Raw genomic sequence first — 16,243 nt, forward strand, 5'->3', positions numbered from 1 at the left:
GAATCTCCTTGCCGATGCGAATGACCTGACCTTCATAGCGGTGCGGTCGCCGCACCCGCCCGAAAATCCGCAAGATCTTCACCAAACCTCCGCGCTTGACGTTGGAGGCTAATGCCGTTAGCTTCGAGGCTATGACCGCTCGCCCACGTCTCACCACCGCCAAGGTCGTCGACGCCGCGCTGGAGCTGATCGACGAGCAGGGCGCCGACGGCCTGACGCTGTCCGCCGTCGCCGCGCGGACCGGTGTCGCCACGCCCTCGCTGTACAAGCACGTCGCGAGCCTCGGCGAACTGCGCGCCCACATCGGTGTGCGGGTGCTGGAGGAGATGACCGACCGGTTCACCGGCGCGGTCCTCGGCCGGGCGGGGGACGACGCCGTCAGCGCGCTCCTGCACGCGTACCGCGCCTACGTGCGGGAGCGCCCGAACCGCTACGCGGCCGCGCCGATGGATCCGCTGCACAACGACCTGCAGCTGGCGGCGGGCACCAAGTTCATGGAGGTCGTCCTCGCGACGTTGCGGCAGTACGGCCTGGAGGGCTCCGACGCCATCCACGCCACGCGGCGGTTGCGGGTGATCGCGCACGGCTTCGCGTCGATCGAGTCGAGCGGCGGCTTCGGCCTGCCCGAGGGCCTCGACGACACCTACGACCAGCTCGTCCGGATGTACCTCACCGATCTCAGGGGGCAATCGTGAAGTGGACGCTTTCCGCCGCGGGCCTGCTCTTCCTGCTGTACCCGGCGCTGAGACCCTGGCACGACGAGACGACGGCCGCGGGCGCGGCGGCCTCGATGGGGTCGACCGCGTGGGTCCTCTCGCACCTGTGCGCGATGATCGGCTTCATCCTCGTGCCGATCGCGTTGCTGGAGGTCCACCGCGGCGCCGCGATCACGTTCTGGGTCGGCGCCGGCCTCACGCTGCCGTACTACGGCGCCGAGGACTTCGGCCTGCACGCCATCGCACAGCAGTCGAACGTCCTCGACCTGGCCGAGGCCGTGCGCTACAACCCGTTCGCCGTCACGACCTTCGCGCTCGGGCTCGTCACCATGGGCGTCGCGGCGGTGGTGGTCGCGCTGAAGCTGCGCACCCCGGCGGCGGTCGTGTTCGCCGCCGGGTTCGCGTTGTTCCTGCCGCAGTTCTTCACGCCGCCCGCGGTGCGGATCGCCCACGGCGTGTTGATGGTCGTCGGATGCGTGTGGCTCGCGTGGGACTCAGCGCGTCGTCAGGCGGAACACCCGCAGCTCGCGGCCGCCTGAGCGTTCGACGTAGTCCTGGAACGCGGGCCAGGCCGCCACCATGCGGGTCCAGGCGGCCTCCCGCTCGGCGCCCTCGAGCAGGGTGCCCCGCACGTCGCGGACCTCGCCGCGCACGTTCACCTGGATGTCGGGGTTCTTCAGCAGGTTCGCCGTCCACGCCGGGTGGTGCGGCTTGCCCCAGTTGGACCCCACCACCAGCATCGAGTCGCCGTCGGCGACGTACTGGACCTGGTTTTCGCGCTGCTCACCGGACTTCGCGCCGGTGGTGATCAGGGTCAGGCCGGTCTGCTTCGACAGCGACACGAGGGTGAACCTGCCGCCGGTCAGCTTGTAGAGCAGGCGATCGGTGCCGATCACGGCCTTCTCCATCAACGACATTCAGAGCGCTCCCGTCGACCTCGCCGCGTGGACCGCGGCGGTTCTGTTGTGCACCCCCAGCTTGCGCATCGCGCCCCGGAGGTAGGCCTTGACGGTCTCGGCGCTCAACCCGAGCTCGGCGGCGATCTCCCGGTTGGACGCCCCGACCGCGGCCAGCCGGAGCGTATCGAGTTCGCGCGGGGTGAGGCCGCTGGGGACGCTGACGGGAGGCTCGCCGCCGAGGCTCTGGTGCACCTTGCGGAGTCGTTCGCGCAGCACGGGATCACCGACGAGCTTGGTGACCTCGGCCAGTTCGCGCAGCGCGGCCTGGGTGTGGATCGAAGGCATGTCGAGGTCCTGTGCGAATGCTTGCGCGATGGCGCCGGCCATCCTGATCGCCCGGTCGCCGACGGTCGTCTGCCCGCGCACGGCCCCGTAGAGGACGCCGTGCACGGTGCCGCGCACCGTCACCGGGTAGGCGAACACGGAGGTCAGGCGTTCGTTCACGACCACCATTTGGTCGAACTCGTGGGTGATCGCCTTGGTCGTGGCGTAGTCGTTGACGCGCACCGCGGTGCCCATCGCGATGGCCGTGCCGCCGAGGCCCCGGCCGGTGCCGATGCGCAGCCCGTGCAACGACGTGCCGTGCGTGCCGAAGAAGCTGCTGAGCACCAGGTCACGGCCGGTCGTCAGCGCACCGCCGAACACGACGGGCAGCCCGGTGGCACGGCGGAGCATGTCCAGGCGCTGCGGGAGCAACGTCTGGAAGCGGTCTGGCAGCACGTCCAGAAGTTTCGCTGACCGTCACACCCTCGAAAAGGGGTACACCCCCATCCGGGGGTATACCGGCGGCGCCGGCGCTCCCACCCTCTCCGACATGTCCAGTCACGACACCTACCGCGCGGCCCGCGACCTGATGCTCAGCGACCCGGACGCGTTCGCCTGGCCGAGCTTCGGCAGCGGCTTCAACTGGGCGCACGACTGGTTCGACGTCGTCGCCGAGGGCAACTCCACCACGGCGTTGCACATCGTCGAGGAGGACGGCTCCGAGCGCGCCTACTCGTACGACGAGCTGCGCCGCCGGTCGAACCGCGTGGCGCGCTGGCTCGCCGGGCACGGTGTGGGCAGGGGCGACAGCGTGATGATCATGCTGGGCAACCAGGCCGAGCTGTGGGAGTCGATGCTCGCGGTGATGAAGCTCGGCGCGGTGATCATGCCGACGACCACCGCCCTGGGACCGGCCGACCTCGCCGACCGGCTGGAACGGGGTTCGGTGCGGCACGTCGTCGCGCGGGTCGAGGACGCGGGCAAGTTCGCGGAGGGACCGGTGCTCGTCAGCGTCGGCGGCACCGCGGAGGGCTGGCTCGACTACGCGGACACCTCGCAGGCGTCCGACGACCCGCTGCCGCACCCGCGGACCGCGCCGGACGACCGGCTGCTGCTGTACTTCACCTCCGGCACGACCAGCCGCCCCAAGCTGGTCGAGCACACCCAGGTCTCGTACCCGGTGGGCCACCTGACGACCATGCACTGGATCGGCGTGAAGCCCGGCGACGTGCACCTCAACATCAGCTCGCCCGGCTGGGCCAAGCACGCCTGGAGCTGCTTCTTCGCGCCGTGGATCGCCGAAGCGACGATCTTCGTCTACAACTACGCCCGGTTCGACGCGGCCGCGTTGCTCGGCCAGATCCGCGAGAAGGGCGTCACCACGTTCTGCGCGCCGCCGACCGTGTGGCGGATGCTGATCAAGGCCGACCTCAGCGGCGGTCCCGGCGGGCTGCGCGAGGTCGTGGCCGCGGGCGAGCCGCTCAACCCCGAGGTGGTCGAGCAGGTCCAGAAGCAGTGGGGCCTCACGATCCGCGACGGGTTCGGGCAGACCGAGACCACGCTGTCGGTCGGCAACGTGCCGGGCGCGCCGGTGAAGCTCGGCTCGATGGGACGGCCGTTGCGCGGTGTGCCGATCGTGCTGGTCGACCCGATCACCGGCGAGCGGGCCGACGAGGGCGAGATCTGCGTCGACCTCGGGCAGCGGCCGATGTCGCTGATGGTCGGCTACCACGGCGACGAGGAGCGCAACGCCGAGGCGATGGCCGGCGGCTACTACCACACGGGCGACATCGCGAGCCGTGACGAGGACGGCTACCTGTTCTACATCGGGCGCACGGACGACGTGTTCAAGGCGTCGGACTACAAGATCTCGCCGTTCGAGCTGGAGAGCGTGCTGATCGAGCACCCGGCCGTCACCGAGGCCGCGGTCGTGCCCGCGCCCGACCCGGTGCGGCTCGCGGTGCCCAAGGCGTACGTGGCGCTGAGCCCCGGGTGGGAGCCCAGCCGTGAGACCGCGCTGGCGATCCTGAAGCACGCGCGGGAGAACCTGGCGCCGTTCCAGCGGATCCGGCGGCTGGAGTTCTACGAGCTGCCCAAGACCGTGTCCGGCAAGATCCGCCGGGTCGACCTGCGCACGCGCGAGGAGGAAGGCGGCGCCGGCACGGGGGAGTGGCGGGACGACCAGTTCCCCGAGCTGCGCCGCTAGAGCCTGTGTCGCGGTCCGGATTCGACACAGGCTCTAGCGTTGGGGGCTCCGCCGTCCCTCGACGACAGGAGCAGACATGGTCCGCAAGATCTCAGGACGTCCGGCGGTGATCACCGGGGCCGCCTCGGGGATCGGCCGCAGTCTCGCGCAGCGGTTGTCCCGGCAGGGGTCGCCGGTGGCCATCGCCGACGTCAACGAGATCGAGCTGGAGAAGACCGCGGCGTCGTTGCAGGGCCCGGTGCTCAGCCGGGTGCTGGACGTGCGCGACGCCGAGGACGTGCGGGCGTTCGCGGACGAGGTGCGCGCGTGGCTCGACCTGCCGCTCGCGGCCGTGTTCAACAACGCGGGCGTGGCCACCTCCACGACGGTGCTGAACTCCGTGGCGGAGGACGACTCCTGGCTCTTCGACATCAACTACTGGGGTGTCGTGAACGGCACGCGGGCGTTCCTGCCCATGCTGGTCAAGCAGAACTACGGCGTCGTGGTGAACACGTCCAGCGTGTTCGGGCTCTGCGGGATGCCGAAGCAGAGCGCGTACTGCGCCGCGAAGTTCGCCGTTCGCGGTTTCACCGACTCGCTGCGCCAGGAGTTGCGCGGCACGGGCGTCTCGGCGGTCGCGGTGCACCCCGGCGGCATCAAGACCAACATCATCCGCAACGGCCGCATCCACGCCGAGCTCGACGAGAACGGCCGGTCGCTGGAGCAGATCGCCACGGACTTCGACCGGATCGCGCTGACGACCCCGGACAAGGCCGCCGAGATCATCCACCGCGGTGTCGAACGCGGGAAGGCGCGCGTGCTCGTCGGGCCGGACGCGTACGTGTTCGACGCGCTCGCCCGCATCACGCCTACGCACTACTACTCCATCATGGCGCGGCTGTTCGAGCGGTGAGGCATGATCCACCGCATGATCTCCCCGGCGGTGGTGCGGCGGACCGAGCAGTGGTTCGTCCGGCAGGGCGCGCCGACGATGATCGAGGGCTACGGCTTCCGGTCGCACGTGCTGCCGCGGATGCTGCCGGCGTTGACGTTCGTGGCCGTCGGCAGCCTCGCGTGGCTGGTGCTGCAGCAGTCCGCCGGGCTGTCGCGGTGGGTGCTGCTCGGGCTGATCGTCGCGGTGATGGTGTCGGCGTGGGTGCTGCTCTCGCTGTTCGTGCGGCGGATGCCGAACTTCTCGCCGCGCATGACGGTGCTGGTGCTGGTCGTGTACGCGGCGATTCCCGTGATCACGCCGTTGGTGCAGTCCGCGATCGACATCAGGTTCACCGCACCGGACGGGGACGCGGATCCCGAACCCGTGTGGGGCGCCCTGATCTGGTTCGTCGTGGTGTTCGCCGTGGCCTTCCTGGCGACGATGCTCGCCACGACGTACGGGCTGGGGTCGTTGCTCAAGGCCGCCATCCGGCACGTGATCGCGGACCTGCGCAACAGCGTGCACCTGATCGGCAGGGCGTTGCCGCCGATGCTGTTCGTGACGCTGTTCCTGTTCTTCACCGGTGAGCTGTGGCAGGCGATGAACCGGCTGAGCTGGCAGCGGGTGAGCCTCGTGGTGCTGATGTTCGCCGCCATCACCGTGCTGGCCGCGGCCGCCCGGCTGCGCGACGAGATCGGCCGGGTCGAGCAGGACCTGCGGCCCGAGGTGCTGCGGGTGGCGTGCAAGGGCACGCCGCTGTCCGGAGTCGAGATCGCCGAACCGTTGCCGCCCAGGCGGTTGAACGGCCGCCAGTCGCGCAACCTGCTGGTGATGCTCGCGATCCGGCAGCTGGTGCAGGCGGCGGTGATCGGGCTCGCGCTGTTCGCGTTCTTCGTGGTGCTCGGCCTGATCGTGGTCACGCCCGAGATCGCCGAGCAGTGGATCGGGGAGCGGCCGACCCCGTCGAAGCTCTTCGGCGTGCCGGCGGCGATGTTGCGCAACGCCACGCTCTTCGCGGCGTTCGGCAGCATGTACTTCTCGGTGATCTCGATGAGCGACGCCGAGCACCGGCGCCAGTTCTTCGCGCCCGTGATCGAGAAGGTCGAGCGGACGCTGGAGGTCCGCGCCGTGTACCTGGACGTCAGAGAGCGGGCTGGAGCCTGAGCCTCGCGTCCCTGCTGGGCGGCGTGCCGAACTGGCGGCGGTACTCGCGGCTGAACTGCGACGGGCTGTCATAGCCGACGCGGTGGCTCACGCTCGTCACGTCGGAGTTCGTCGCGAGCAGCAACCTTGCCTCCTGCAGGCGGATCTGCTTCTGGAACTGGATCGGGCTCATCGCCGTGACGGCCTGGAAGTTGCGGTAGAACGCCGACTCGCTCATGCCCGCGATGCGCGCGACGTTCTCGACCTTGAACGACTCGGCGTAGTTCTCCCGGATCCACCTGACCGCCCTCGCGATGTGGCTGAGGCCGCTGTCCTGGGCGCCGAGCTGCCGGACCGCCGCACCCTGCTCGCCGGTCATGACCCGCCACAGGATCTCCTGCTTGATCAACGGTGCCAGCGCACGCGCGTCCTTCGGCTGGTCGAGCAGGCGCGCGAGCCTCGTCACGGCGTCGACGAGCTCGGGGGAGGCGTCGCTGACGGCCAGGCCCTCCGGGGTGCCCGTGGCCTTCGGGAGGTCGTGGGCCAGGAGCAGTTCGGCGACCTTGTCCGGCCGCAGCACCAGGCCGAGGCCGAGCGCGGGCTCGGACGGGCTGATGCCGACGTAGTTGCCGGTGATCGGCATGTCGATCGACGCGACGAGGTACTGGCCCGCCCGGTAGTCGTAGACGCGGTCGCCCAAGGCGATGCGTTTGCGGCCTTGAGCGACGAACGCGAGGATCGTGCCGGTCATCGACGGGGCGGGCGGGCCTCCGACCGTCGTCCTGGACACCAGGACGTCGTCGATGGTGGTGGTCAGATCCGGGCGGGCGTGCTTGGTGATCAGCGCGCGTAGTTCGTCCACGCCGGTGATGCTCCTCGCGGGTGGGACGATCAGGCAAGCCCGCCGGTGAAGGTGAGGGCCTCGTCCAGGGGCTTGCGGCGCAGGTCCGGCACCTCGCAGTCGGGCGCCGGGTAGCCGATCGGGAACAGGACGTACGGGCGTTCGCCGGGGCGTCCGAGCAGGTCGGCCAGGAACGTCATGGGGTTCGGCGTGTGCGTCAGGGTCGCGAGGCCCATCGTGTGCAGCGCCGCGATGAAGAACCCGCACGCGATGCCGACGCTTTCGTTGGTGTAGTAGGTCTTCTTGCCGTTCTGCTGCTTCTGCGCGAACGCGACCACGAGCCAGGGCGCGACTTCGAGGAACTCCTTCGTGGCGTCGGTCTCCAGTCGTGCCAGGGCCGCGTGCCAGTCCGGCAGTTCGCGTTCGTGGTAGAAGCGGCGTTCCTCCTCTTCCGCCGCGTGCCGGATGCGGCGCTTGAGGTCCGGGTCCCGGGTGGCGACGAACCGCCACGGCTGCTGGTGCGCGCCGCTCGGGGCGGTGTTCGCGGTGCGCACGGCCAGTTCGACCGCCTCCGCCGGAACGGGATCGGGCGAGAACCAGCGCACGGACCTGCGTGCGTCGAGCAGGCGGTGCAGGGCCCTGCCGCGGTCGAGTCCCTCCTCGATCGGCAGGCGGGGCGGTGCGTAGGGGAGGAACGGGTGGGTGTGCTGCCGGGTCATGGTCCGCACGATTCCCGCGAACGATTCTTTTGGCCAGTTCAATTTTCTTGGGCCAGTCATAAGCTGAACTCATGAATGTGCCCAACGTGACGCTGCGGCAGCTCGACTACCTGATCGCGGTGGCGGAGACGGGCTCGCTGACGGCGGCCGCCGCGCGGTGTCACGTGTCGCAGGGCGCGATCTCGCTGGCGTTGAGCGAAATGGAACGCGTGCTGGACCTGAGGCTGGTCGTGCGGTCACCGCGCCGGGGTGCCGCGTTGACGGCGGCGGGCACGCGCGTGCTCGCGGACGCCCGCCGGGTGGTCGGGGCGATGGCCGACCTCGGCGCCGAGGCGCGCGGGCTCAGTTCGCGGGTCAGCGGCGTGCTGACGGTCGGGTGCTACGCGCCGATCGCGCCGTTCCACCTGCCCGCGGCGATCGCGACGTTCGAGAGCGCGCACCCGGACGTGTCGGTCCGGTTCGTGGAGGGGAGCCTGCCGGAGATCGGCGAGGACCTGGTCGCCGGGCGGTGCGAGATCGCGTTCCTCTACGACCAGGACCTGGTGCCCGGCATCGCGACGAGGACGTTGTACGAGCAGGCGCCCCAGGTGCTGTTGCCCGCTGGCCACCGGTTGCGCCGGCGGCGGGCGGTGGCGTTGCGCGAACTCGCCGGGGACCCGTTCGTGCTGCTGGACGTCCCGCCCAGCGAGCGCTACTTCCGGTCGGTGTTCGCCTCCGCGGGCGTGGAGATGGTGGTGACGCACCGGGCCCGCGGCTTCGAGCTCGCGCGGGCGCTGGTGGCCCGCGGCCTCGGTTATTCGATGACCGTCCAGCAGCCCGCCGTGAGCTCGTCGTACGAGGGGCTGGAGGTGGTGGCGGTGCGGTTGCGCGACACCGTGCCCACGACACCCGTCGTGCTGGGCTGGGCGGCCGGCGGTCCGCTGACGCACCGGGCGCGGGCGTTCGCGGGGCACTGCGCCGAACTGTTCGGTTCGCAGCCGATTTCCCTTTGATACTCCTCCCATTCCTGTTTGCCAAGGGGCGAAGAAGGTAAAAGTGCAGGTTCAAACGGGATGCTTTTCCCGGTAAGGTCCAGACCAGGTCACCGTCCATATGAGACGGATTCGCGGGAGTCCCGCGTATCAATTGGCCGGCCGGGAAGGACACCGTCGACATGACGAACAGCGCCCCGCTCGACGACATCCGCCGCAAGCGGTGTGAACTGGTCCGCAGCGGGCGCTGGAACGAAGCCGACCGGCTCGCCGGGAACGTGGTGGCGCTCGACGCGGGCGAACTCGAGCCGGGGACGCTCGCCTACCTGCCGGGCAGCCCGAAGACGGGCAGGCGGTCCAGGCCGGTGAGAGCGCTCTCGTTCCGCGCGGTGCAGGCCGCGAACCTCGGCACCGGCCGGGAGGAGGCGGTCGACGTCGCACAGCGCGTGCTGGCCTCGGCGGAGCCGAAGGACGCCGGCACGTTCTGGCAGGCGGTGATGGTCCTGACCTACGCGGACGAAGTCGCGCTGGCACACCGGAACTGGGCCACCTCGGCCGCCTGCGGAGACGTCCACGACCTCCTCGGCGGGCGGATCATGCTGCTGCGCGGCGAACCCCGCGCCGCGGTCCGGTTGCTCGAAGGCGTGGCGGGCAGGCGCGTCCGCCCCCGCCAGCGGGCCGTCGCGGTGGCGTGGCTGGTGCTGGCGCTCACCGAGGTCGGCGAGTTCGGCAGGGCACGCGCCGTGCTGGAGTCCGCAGGGCTGGCCGGTGCGCTGGCCGAGCACCCGGACAGCGCCGAGCTGCACTTCGCGCGGGGCAGGCTCCTGCTGGCGGAGGGGCGGGGGAGCTGCGCGCTGGACGAGTTCCTCGAGTGCGGCAGGCAGCTCGCGTCGTGGGGCGTGGTCAACCCGGCGGTGCTGCCGTGGCGGTCCTCCGCGGCGCTGGCGGCCTTCGACGCGGGTGATCTCGTGCTCGCGCGGATCTGCGCCGACAAGGACCTGGTGGCCGCGAGGCGGTGGGGCGCGCCGAGGGGGATCGGGCTCGGCCTGCACGCCTGCGCCCTGGTCCGCGGCGACGACGTCCTGCTCGAAGAGGCCATCGCCCACCTCGGCCGGGCCTCGACCGCCGACGAGGCGTTGCGTGCGCGCCACGACCTGGCGCAGCTCCTGCTGGGACGCGGTGAGGTCGAGCGCGCCAGGAAGCACACCCGGCTCCTGCGGGAGGCGGCCGACTCCTGTCCACAATGGACCGCGATGGCGGACGTGCTGGCCTCACGGCTGTTGCGCAACGACGGCGAGTCCGCGCTGAGCAGACAGGAGCGCAGGATCGCCCTGCTCGCCAGAGCCGGGAGGTCGAACCGCGAGATCGCCGCCGAGCTGCACCTGACCCTGCGCACCGTCGAGTTCCACCTCACCGCCGTCTACCGCAAGATGGGGGTGGCGGGCAGGCCGGGACTCCGCCGGGCGTTCGTCCCCACGGCATGAGCCGGTGGTCGGCCGATCCGGGCCACGACTGCGCGGCGGTCGTCGCGTCCGGCCTGCTCGCGGCGGGACAGGACTGGGCCGGCGCCGTCCAGGCGGCCGAGAGGGCGCTCGTGACTCCGGTCTGCCGGGCGGACCCGTTGTGCGTGTCACGCGCACTGGGAACGCTGGTCTGCGCGGGGGAGCTCGTGGCCGCCGACACGCACAGCCTGGCGCTGCTCGAACAGCACGCCGATGACCGGGTGATGGCGGAGTGCGTGCTGCTTGCCCGTGCGTGCGTCGCGCGCCACACGGGCGACCTTGCGAGGTGCTCCTCCCTGCTCGTCACGGTGTGGCGCAAGGGCATGGCGGACGAGATCCGTTCGGTGGCGTTGCTGTGGGAGGTGGAACTGCTCGTCGCCAGGGGCGAACCGGAAGCCGCCGAAGCCGTTCTGCTGGACCAGGACGCCGACGCGATGATCACGGCCGGGCATCCCGGCCGTCCGCTGGCGCTCGCGGCGAAGGCCGTGGTGGCCATGGCGACGGACCGCCCCCGCGAGGCACTGGAGACCCACCTCACGTGCGGCCGGGCCCTCGCCGAGCTCGGCGTCCTCAACCCCGGTGTCCTGCAATGGCGCTCCCACGCGTCGCGTGCGGCTCTGGCCTGTGGAGATGCCGATGAAGCCCTGCGGCTGGCGATGGAGGAACACGCCGCCGCGGCGCGCTGGGGCGAACCCAGGGTCCTCGGCTGGAGCCTGTCGGCGGTCGCACGGGCGAGTGCGCCGACCGGCGAGGACCTCATGACGTACGAGCGTGCGATCCGCCTGCTGGAGATGGCGAACGCGAGAATGGAGCTCGCGGAGGTGCTCTGCGACTACGCCGACCGTCTCGCCGCGCACGGCAGGCAGGTGGCGGCGTGCGAGAGCTACGCGCTGGCGCGGGCCACGGCCCTCGACATCGGGGCAGCGGTGCTGGTGCGGCGGGCCGACGAGGTCGTGGGCTGCGACGGGATGCCGGTCGGGCCCGTGCTGACGCCCGTCGAGGCGGAGGTCGCCCGCCTCGTGCGCGAGGGCCTCCCGACCAGGGAGATCGGGGCGAAGCTCGCGATGGCGACGCGGACCGTCGAGCTCCACCTGACGAGGGTCTACCGCAAGCTCGGCCTGGCGGGCCGGCGTGAGCTGCAGGCCACCAGGTGGACCGGAACTTTGCGGACTCACCGTGGAGTCACGGGCGGCTACTCCGGGTGATCGTGGACCCCTGACGGCATCCGGTGCGCCGGCACCGGTTCGCAGGAGGGGAGCCCGCAGATGCTCACACGACTACTCGGCCGTTCGGTCGCGGCGGTGTTCGCGCTGGCGTTCGCCGTCGCCGGTCTCGCCGTGCCGACGGCGACCGCGGCGATCGACCACACGGTCACCTTCGTCAACAACACCGGTCAGACGATCTGGGTGGGCAGCACCGTCAACGCGGACGGGTCGAAGGTGCTGACGAACATGCCCACGTTGCGCGCCGGTCAGTCCGCGACCATCACGATCCCCGAGACCGCCTCACCCGGCCACTGGCGCGGCAAGTTCTTCGCGCGCACGGGCTGCACGGGCACCTCGGGGGTGGACTTCCGGTGCGCGGTGGGCGACTGCGGTGTGCAGGCCGCCCGCTGCGTCACCGGTGAGCAGCCGGCGAGCCTCGCGGAGTTCAACTTCGACTCCCGCGACCAGCTCGCGCCTTGGTACAACGTCAGCTACGTCAACGCCTTCTCCGTGCCGGTGGTGATCACCCCGGTGAACGCGTCCCCGCCACCGGGCTCCACGTCGTGCGGCACCGCCGGGTGCCCGGAGAACCTGCTGCCCTACTGCAACCCCGCCTACGTCAAGTACGGCGCCGGCGGCCAGCGCATCAACTGCGTCAACCCCAACCGGGACGCGCCGACCGACTACAGCAACACCATCAAGTCGCGTTGCCCCAAGGCCTACGCCTGGTCCAAACAGGACACCGAGCCGGGCAACCAGACCGTGTACCAGTGCGGCAACTGCACGGGGTTCAAGGTCACGTTCAACTCCTGAGGGGGAAATCATGAAGTCAGCTGTCAAGGTGCTCGGCGCCCTCGCGTCGGCCGCGGTCCTCTCGTTCGTCTTCTCCGGCACCGCCTCGGCCGTCAGCGGCACCGCCAGCTGGTACAACGACGCCGGCTTCGGCGCCTGCGGAACGCAGATCAACGCGGACACGCAGCTGCTGGTCGCGGCCCCCGCCGCGCTGTGGACGTCACCCAACCCGAACAACGACCCGCTGTGCCGCAAGTCCATCCGGGTCACCTACAACGGCAAGACCATCACCGTGCCGATCAGGGACAAGTGCCCGAGCTGCGCGAGCACCAAGATCGACCTCAGCCGGCCCGCCTTCGCCAGTCTCGTCAACACCTCCGTCGGCATCATCAACGTGACCTGGCAGATCGTCTGATCCACCGGGGAGCCGGGCATTCCCGGCTCCCTCTCCTCCTCCCTGCACTGGAGAACAACGATGTTCCGCACCTCCCTGCTCGCCGCCGCGGCACTTGCTCTGGCGGCCACCCTCGCACCCCAGGCCTCGGCGGCCACGGTGCAGGAAGACGTGATCGCCCTGACCAACGCCGAACGCGCCAAGGTGAACTGCCCGGCCCTGAAGTCGAACGCGGCCCTCAACACCGCGGCGCAGCGTCACTCCGCCGACATGGCCGCGAAGAACTTCATGGGCCACACCGGATCCGACGGCAGCAACCTCGTCACCAGGATCGAACGCGCCGGCTACACCCGCTGGACCAGGGCCGCCGAGAACGTGGCCGCCGGGCAGCAGAACGCGGCCGCCGTCGTGCGCTCGTGGATGAACAGCTCCGGGCACCGCGCCAACATCCTGAACTGCGCGCTGCGCGACATCGGGGTCGGTCACGCGTACCGGCAGGGCACCACCTACGGCCACTACTGGACGCAGGACTTCGGCACGCGCTGACGGTTCAGGCCTCGAACGTCGAGGCGTCCACGACGAACCGGTACCGGACGTCGCCGTGCCGCACGCGCTCGAACGCTTCGTTGAGCCGGTCGGCGCCGATGACCTCGACATCGGCGCCGATGCCGTGACGCCCGCAGAAGTCGAGCATCTCCTGCGTCTCGGCCATGCCGCCGATCTGCGAGCCCGCGAGCGACGCGCGGCCGCGCAGCAGCGAGAACACGCTGACGTCCAGCGGCTCGTCGGTGATGCCGAGGTAGACCATCGTGCCGCCGTTGGCGAGGAGTGCCAGGTAGGCACCGACGTCGAGGCGGCTGGAGACCGTGCACAAGATGAGGTCGAACGTCCCGGCGAGCTGGTCGAACGTCGCCGGGTCGTCGGTGGCGTGGAAGTGGTCGGCGCCCAGACCGAGCCCATCATCCTTTTTGGACAGGCTGCGGGACAGCACGGTGACCTCGGCGCCCATCGCGTGTGCGATCTTCACGGCGAGGTGGCCGAGGCCTCCCAGACCGAGGACCGCGACCTTCGTGCCGGGGCCCGCGTTCCAGTGCTTCAAAGGTGAGTACGTGGTGATGCCCGCGCACAGCAACGGTGCCGCGGCTTCGAGCGGCAGCGAGTCCGGGACGCGCAGGACGAAGTGCTCGTCGGTGACGATGTGCGTGGAGTAGCCGCCGTGGGTGGGGCCGCCGCCGTGGTAGCGGTCCGTGGCGGCGTAGGTTTCGACCGAGCCCGCGCAGTACTGCTCCAAACCCTGCTCGCACATCGTGCATTCGCGGCACGAGCCGACGATGACGCCGACACCCACGCGGTCGCCGACGGCGTGCTTCGTGACGTCCGGGCCGATCGCGGTGACGACACCGGCGATCTCGTGGCCGGGCACCATCGGGAACGTGCCGTCGCCCCAGTCGCCGTGGACCTGGTGGACGTCGGAGTGGCAGACGCCGCAGTACTGGATCGCGATGGCGACGTCGTGAGGGCCGAGCGGTCGCCGTTCGATGGTGGTGGGTTCGAGCGCGGCGCCGGCGGACGGGGCGGCGCAGGCGGCGACCCGCGTTCGTTCGCCGGGCACCTCGTCGTGCAACGACCCCTCCACCACCTCCGCCGATCCGGCCAGCCCGGACACCACGTCCGCGGCGGTCCGCAGCAGCACGCGCGCGATCATCGGGTCGATCGCCCCGGCGAGGTGCGGGACGCTCGTGCGGAACGCCACCCGGTGCACCACCCGGCTGCCGGTGCCGTCGGGCGTGACCTCCCAGCTGCCGCCGAAGTCCACGAAGTCCCCGTCGACCTGGTCGAACCGCAGCACCCGCGCCGCGTGGTCGGCCTCGGTGCGCTGGGTCCACCGGGCGAGGCCGCCGCGGAACCGCAGCGCGTACCGGTCCCCGTCGGCGGTCGGCTCGACGGACTCGATGTCGGTCCCGGCGAAGTTCTCGGGGTGCAGCAAGCGGTCGAACACCTCGTCGGCGGGCATCGGCGTCCTGAGTGCGACGCTGTGCTCCTTCATCACCTGGCTCCTCCCCGTTTCACGTTGAGTCCCTGCAGGCGGGTGGTCCGCAGCATCAGGTAGTTGGCCTCGCCGAACACGCCCCCGGTCAGGCCGGTGCCGCCGTGCGTCGGCAGGAACGGCCGGAACGCCGAGTGCGAGTCGTTGACGTTCACGACGCCGCCGGTGGTCACCTTCTCCGTGATGGCGGCGACGAGCCGTTCGTCCTCCACCCAGAACGAGTTGCGCAGCCCGTAGCGGTTGGCGCCCACGAACTCGAGCACCTCGTCGAACAGGCCGTCGTGCTCCTCCGGGACGACGACCGGCAGCAGCGGGGAGAACGTCTCCTCGCACACGGCCGGGGTGCGGCGGGCGAGATCCAGGCCGTCGATCCGCAGCACCGCCGGCTCCACGAAGAACCCGGTGTCCGACGGCGTTCCGTCCACCTCGAGCCTTCGCCCGCCGTGCAGCAGCCGCGCGCCCCGGCGCACCGCGTCCGCTATGTCGGCGAAGTGCTGCTCCGCCATGAGGACCGGCGTCAGCACGACACCGGGCTCGTCCGGGTAACCGGGCACCGTGCCGGCGGCGGCGGTGACGAGGCGGTCCAGCAACGCGTCCGCGATGGCCGGGTGCGCGATCACGTGGTTGGGGATGTTGCAGATCTGGCCGGACATCCGGAAGTTCTCGGTGATCGCCGCCGCGGCCGCGTCCAGATCGGCGTCGGCCCACACGACCACGCAGTCGTTGCCGGCCAGCTCCAGCACGGGTTTCTTGCCCGCGGCGACGGCGGCCCGTTCGAACTCCAGGCCCTTCGTGCTGCTGCCGACGTACACGATGTCGTTGACGTGCGGGGACTCCAGCCACAGTTCTGTCATCGGAGGTCCACAAAGGATGTTCAACACACCCGTCGGCGCGCCGGCCTCCTCCAGCACCGGCACGACGACCTCGCGCAGCGCGTGCGTGGTGGCGAGCGGCACGCCCCGGGGTGCGCGGATCACCACGGCGTTGCCCGCGAGCAGTGCCGTCGCGCCGAACAGGGCGTTGGGCGTGGAGGCGTTCTGCGGCGGGTTGACGCAGACGACGCCGTCCGGCACCCGGCGCACCGTGGCGTGCCCGCCGCGGCCCCGGTGCTTGCTCGCCTGCATCTGCGCAGCGCAGAACGACAGCGTCTCCGAGCTGAAGTCGGCGATCCAGTACTCGTCGAGAGTCGGCCCGGCCAGATCGCGCGGTTGTCCCTCGGCCACCAGCAGGTCCACGATCTCGTCGCGCTTCTCGCGCAGCCGCGCGCCGATGCGCGCGCCGATCTCCAGCCGGTCGGCCAGCGACGTCCGCGCCCACTCCGGTGCCGCCCGCGCCGCGGCCTCCAGTGCGTCGACGGCCATCCGCTCGTCGGCCAGCGCGCACCCGCCCACTACGTCCGGGCCCGCCTGCCGCGGATCGATCCTGCCCGCGTCGAGGTCGCGCTTGAGCGCCAGCGCGGGCATCGTGTCCTCCAGCACCGCGCGGGCCGTGACGGTGTGGACGTACCGCCCCCGCGGATGCTCGACGTCCTTGCCGTCGATGTAGGCCGGGTACATCAGCAGGTCGTTCAT

17 protein-coding genes and 1 pseudogene are annotated in these 16,243 nt (G+C 70.8%); 11 read left to right on the forward strand and 7 right to left on the reverse strand.

The window, feature by feature from the left end; all coding sequences use genetic code 11:
- The first annotated feature begins 131 nt into the window (after positions 1–131).
- Together ND450_RS00945 and ND450_RS00950 are read left to right on the forward strand one after the other, a co-directional pair.
- Positions 132–695 carry a TetR/AcrR family transcriptional regulator gene (locus ND450_RS00945; RefSeq protein WP_253324260.1) on the forward strand — a complete coding sequence of 188 codons (564 nt, stop codon included), beginning with the start codon at positions 132–134 and terminating at the stop codon, positions 693–695.
- Entirely contained in the window at positions 692–1,255 is a 564-nt protein-coding gene (locus ND450_RS00950; RefSeq protein WP_253324261.1) for a hypothetical protein, read from the forward strand. Before ND450_RS00945 ends, ND450_RS00950 begins: the two co-directional genes overlap by 4 nt.
- Here the strand turns inward: ND450_RS00950 and ND450_RS00955 are convergent.
- Complete coding sequence (locus tag ND450_RS00955) at positions 1,211–1,633, reverse strand: nitroreductase family deazaflavin-dependent oxidoreductase (protein ID WP_253324262.1); 423 nt, start codon at positions 1,631–1,633, stop codon at positions 1,211–1,213. The genes ND450_RS00950 and ND450_RS00955 overlap by 45 nt on opposite strands.
- Positions 1,634–2,395 carry a LuxR C-terminal-related transcriptional regulator gene (locus ND450_RS00960; protein WP_089916430.1) on the reverse strand — a complete coding sequence of 254 codons (762 nt, stop codon included), beginning with the start codon at positions 2,393–2,395 and terminating at the stop codon, positions 1,634–1,636. It abuts the gene before it with no gap.
- A 94-nt stretch (positions 2,396–2,489) separates the two neighbouring features.
- On the opposite strand from ND450_RS00960, the gene ND450_RS00965 reads away from it, so the two are divergent.
- The 3 genes from ND450_RS00965 (at position 2,490) to ND450_RS00975 (ending at position 6,222) form a co-directional block, all read left to right on the forward strand.
- Positions 2,490–4,145, forward strand: a complete 1,656-nt coding sequence (locus ND450_RS00965; RefSeq protein WP_253324263.1) for an AMP-binding protein — start codon at positions 2,490–2,492, stop codon at positions 4,143–4,145.
- A 76-nt stretch (positions 4,146–4,221) separates the two neighbouring features.
- On the forward strand, positions 4,222–5,037 hold the full coding sequence (locus ND450_RS00970) for an SDR family oxidoreductase (protein WP_253324264.1): 816 nt from the start codon (positions 4,222–4,224) through the stop codon (positions 5,035–5,037).
- A gap of 15 nt (positions 5,038–5,052) precedes the next feature.
- On the forward strand, positions 5,053–6,222 hold the full coding sequence (locus tag ND450_RS00975; protein ID WP_253324265.1) for a hypothetical protein: 1,170 nt from the start codon (positions 5,053–5,055) through the stop codon (positions 6,220–6,222).
- Here the strand turns inward: ND450_RS00975 and ND450_RS00980 are convergent.
- Both ND450_RS00980 and ND450_RS00985 read right to left on the reverse strand, forming a co-directional pair.
- On the reverse strand, positions 6,200–7,063 hold the full coding sequence (locus ND450_RS00980) for an AraC family transcriptional regulator (protein WP_253324266.1): 864 nt from the start codon (positions 7,061–7,063) through the stop codon (positions 6,200–6,202). The two genes, ND450_RS00975 and ND450_RS00980, sit on opposite strands and share 23 nt — an antisense overlap.
- A 29-nt stretch (positions 7,064–7,092) precedes the next feature.
- Positions 7,093–7,761, reverse strand: a complete 669-nt coding sequence (locus ND450_RS00985; RefSeq protein WP_253324267.1) for a nitroreductase family protein — start codon at positions 7,759–7,761, stop codon at positions 7,093–7,095.
- Positions 7,762–7,832: 71 nt separating this feature from the next.
- On the opposite strand from ND450_RS00985, the gene ND450_RS00990 reads away from it, so the two are divergent.
- The 6 genes from ND450_RS00990 to ND450_RS01015 all read left to right on the forward strand — a co-directional run bounded on the left by ND450_RS00990 (position 7,833) and on the right by ND450_RS01015 (position 13,171).
- Positions 7,833–8,753, forward strand: a complete 921-nt coding sequence (locus ND450_RS00990; protein WP_253324268.1) for a LysR family transcriptional regulator — start codon at positions 7,833–7,835, stop codon at positions 8,751–8,753.
- A gap of 161 nt (positions 8,754–8,914) precedes the next feature.
- Positions 8,915–10,216 carry a LuxR family transcriptional regulator gene (locus ND450_RS00995; RefSeq protein ID WP_253324269.1) on the forward strand — a complete coding sequence of 434 codons (1,302 nt, stop codon included), beginning with the start codon at positions 8,915–8,917 and terminating at the stop codon, positions 10,214–10,216.
- Entirely contained in the window at positions 10,213–11,439 is a 1,227-nt protein-coding gene (locus ND450_RS01000; RefSeq protein WP_253324270.1) for a LuxR C-terminal-related transcriptional regulator, read from the forward strand. The genes ND450_RS00995 and ND450_RS01000 overlap by 4 nt, the downstream gene beginning before the upstream one ends.
- A gap of 60 nt (positions 11,440–11,499) precedes the next feature.
- The gene (locus tag ND450_RS01005) at positions 11,500–12,252 is read left to right on the forward strand and encodes a thaumatin family protein (RefSeq protein WP_253324271.1); all 753 of its coding nucleotides are present in this window, start codon (positions 11,500–11,502) and stop codon (positions 12,250–12,252) included.
- A 10-nt stretch (positions 12,253–12,262) separates the two neighbouring features.
- A complete protein-coding gene (locus ND450_RS01010) occupies positions 12,263–12,646 on the forward strand; it encodes a cysteine/serine endopeptidase inhibitor (RefSeq protein WP_253324272.1) in 384 nt (127 codons plus the stop codon).
- A 60-nt stretch (positions 12,647–12,706) separates the two neighbouring features.
- Entirely contained in the window at positions 12,707–13,171 is a 465-nt protein-coding gene (locus ND450_RS01015) for a CAP domain-containing protein (RefSeq protein WP_253324273.1), read from the forward strand.
- A 4-nt stretch (positions 13,172–13,175) separates the two neighbouring features.
- Here ND450_RS01015 and ND450_RS01020 read toward each other — a convergent pair whose 3' ends face one another.
- From ND450_RS01020 to ND450_RS01030, 3 genes and pseudogenes are all read right to left on the reverse strand, one after another.
- Positions 13,176–14,249 carry an NAD(P)-dependent alcohol dehydrogenase gene (locus tag ND450_RS01020; RefSeq protein ID WP_371927748.1) on the reverse strand — a complete coding sequence of 358 codons (1,074 nt, stop codon included), beginning with the start codon at positions 14,247–14,249 and terminating at the stop codon, positions 13,176–13,178.
- A 39-nt stretch (positions 14,250–14,288) separates the two neighbouring features.
- A pseudogene (locus tag ND450_RS01025) lies at positions 14,289–14,672 on the reverse strand (SRPBCC family protein); the annotation flags it as partial.
- Positions 14,672–16,243, reverse strand: a complete 1,572-nt coding sequence (locus ND450_RS01030; protein WP_253324274.1) for an aldehyde dehydrogenase — start codon at positions 16,241–16,243, stop codon at positions 14,672–14,674. The pseudogene ND450_RS01025 and the gene ND450_RS01030, both read right to left, overlap by 1 nt.

Origin of the sequence: Lentzea sp. HUAS12 (assembly GCF_024125735.1) — a bacterium.
Classification (GTDB): domain Bacteria; phylum Actinomycetota; class Actinomycetes; order Mycobacteriales; family Pseudonocardiaceae; genus Lentzea; species Lentzea albida.

Excerpts from the sequence above, each read along its gene's own strand:
- ND450_RS00975 (WP_253324265.1), top strand. The coding sequence starts at position 5,053 with ATGATCTCCCCGGCGGTGGTGCGGCGGACCGAGCAGTGGTTCGTCCGG.
- ND450_RS01005 (WP_253324271.1), top strand. The coding sequence starts at position 11,500 with ATGCTCACACGACTACTCGGCCGTTCGGTCGCGGCGGTGTTCGCGCTG.
- ND450_RS00990 (WP_253324268.1), top strand. The coding sequence starts at position 7,833 with ATGAATGTGCCCAACGTGACGCTGCGGCAGCTCGACTACCTGATCGCG.
- ND450_RS00945 (WP_253324260.1), top strand. The coding sequence starts at position 132 with ATGACCGCTCGCCCACGTCTCACCACCGCCAAGGTCGTCGACGCCGCG.
- ND450_RS00955 (WP_253324262.1), bottom strand. The coding sequence starts at position 1,633 with ATGTCGTTGATGGAGAAGGCCGTGATCGGCACCGATCGCCTGCTCTAC.
- ND450_RS00995 (WP_253324269.1), top strand. The coding sequence starts at position 8,915 with ATGACGAACAGCGCCCCGCTCGACGACATCCGCCGCAAGCGGTGTGAA.
- ND450_RS01030 (WP_253324274.1), bottom strand. The coding sequence starts at position 16,243 with ATGAACGACCTGCTGATGTACCCGGCCTACATCGACGGCAAGGACGTC.
- ND450_RS00970 (WP_253324264.1), top strand. The coding sequence starts at position 4,222 with ATGGTCCGCAAGATCTCAGGACGTCCGGCGGTGATCACCGGGGCCGCC.
- ND450_RS01000 (WP_253324270.1), top strand. The coding sequence starts at position 10,213 with ATGAGCCGGTGGTCGGCCGATCCGGGCCACGACTGCGCGGCGGTCGTC.
- ND450_RS00965 (WP_253324263.1), top strand. The coding sequence starts at position 2,490 with ATGTCCAGTCACGACACCTACCGCGCGGCCCGCGACCTGATGCTCAGC.
- ND450_RS00985 (WP_253324267.1), bottom strand. The coding sequence starts at position 7,761 with ATGACCCGGCAGCACACCCACCCGTTCCTCCCCTACGCACCGCCCCGC.
- ND450_RS01010 (WP_253324272.1), top strand. The coding sequence starts at position 12,263 with ATGAAGTCAGCTGTCAAGGTGCTCGGCGCCCTCGCGTCGGCCGCGGTC.
- ND450_RS01015 (WP_253324273.1), top strand. The coding sequence starts at position 12,707 with ATGTTCCGCACCTCCCTGCTCGCCGCCGCGGCACTTGCTCTGGCGGCC.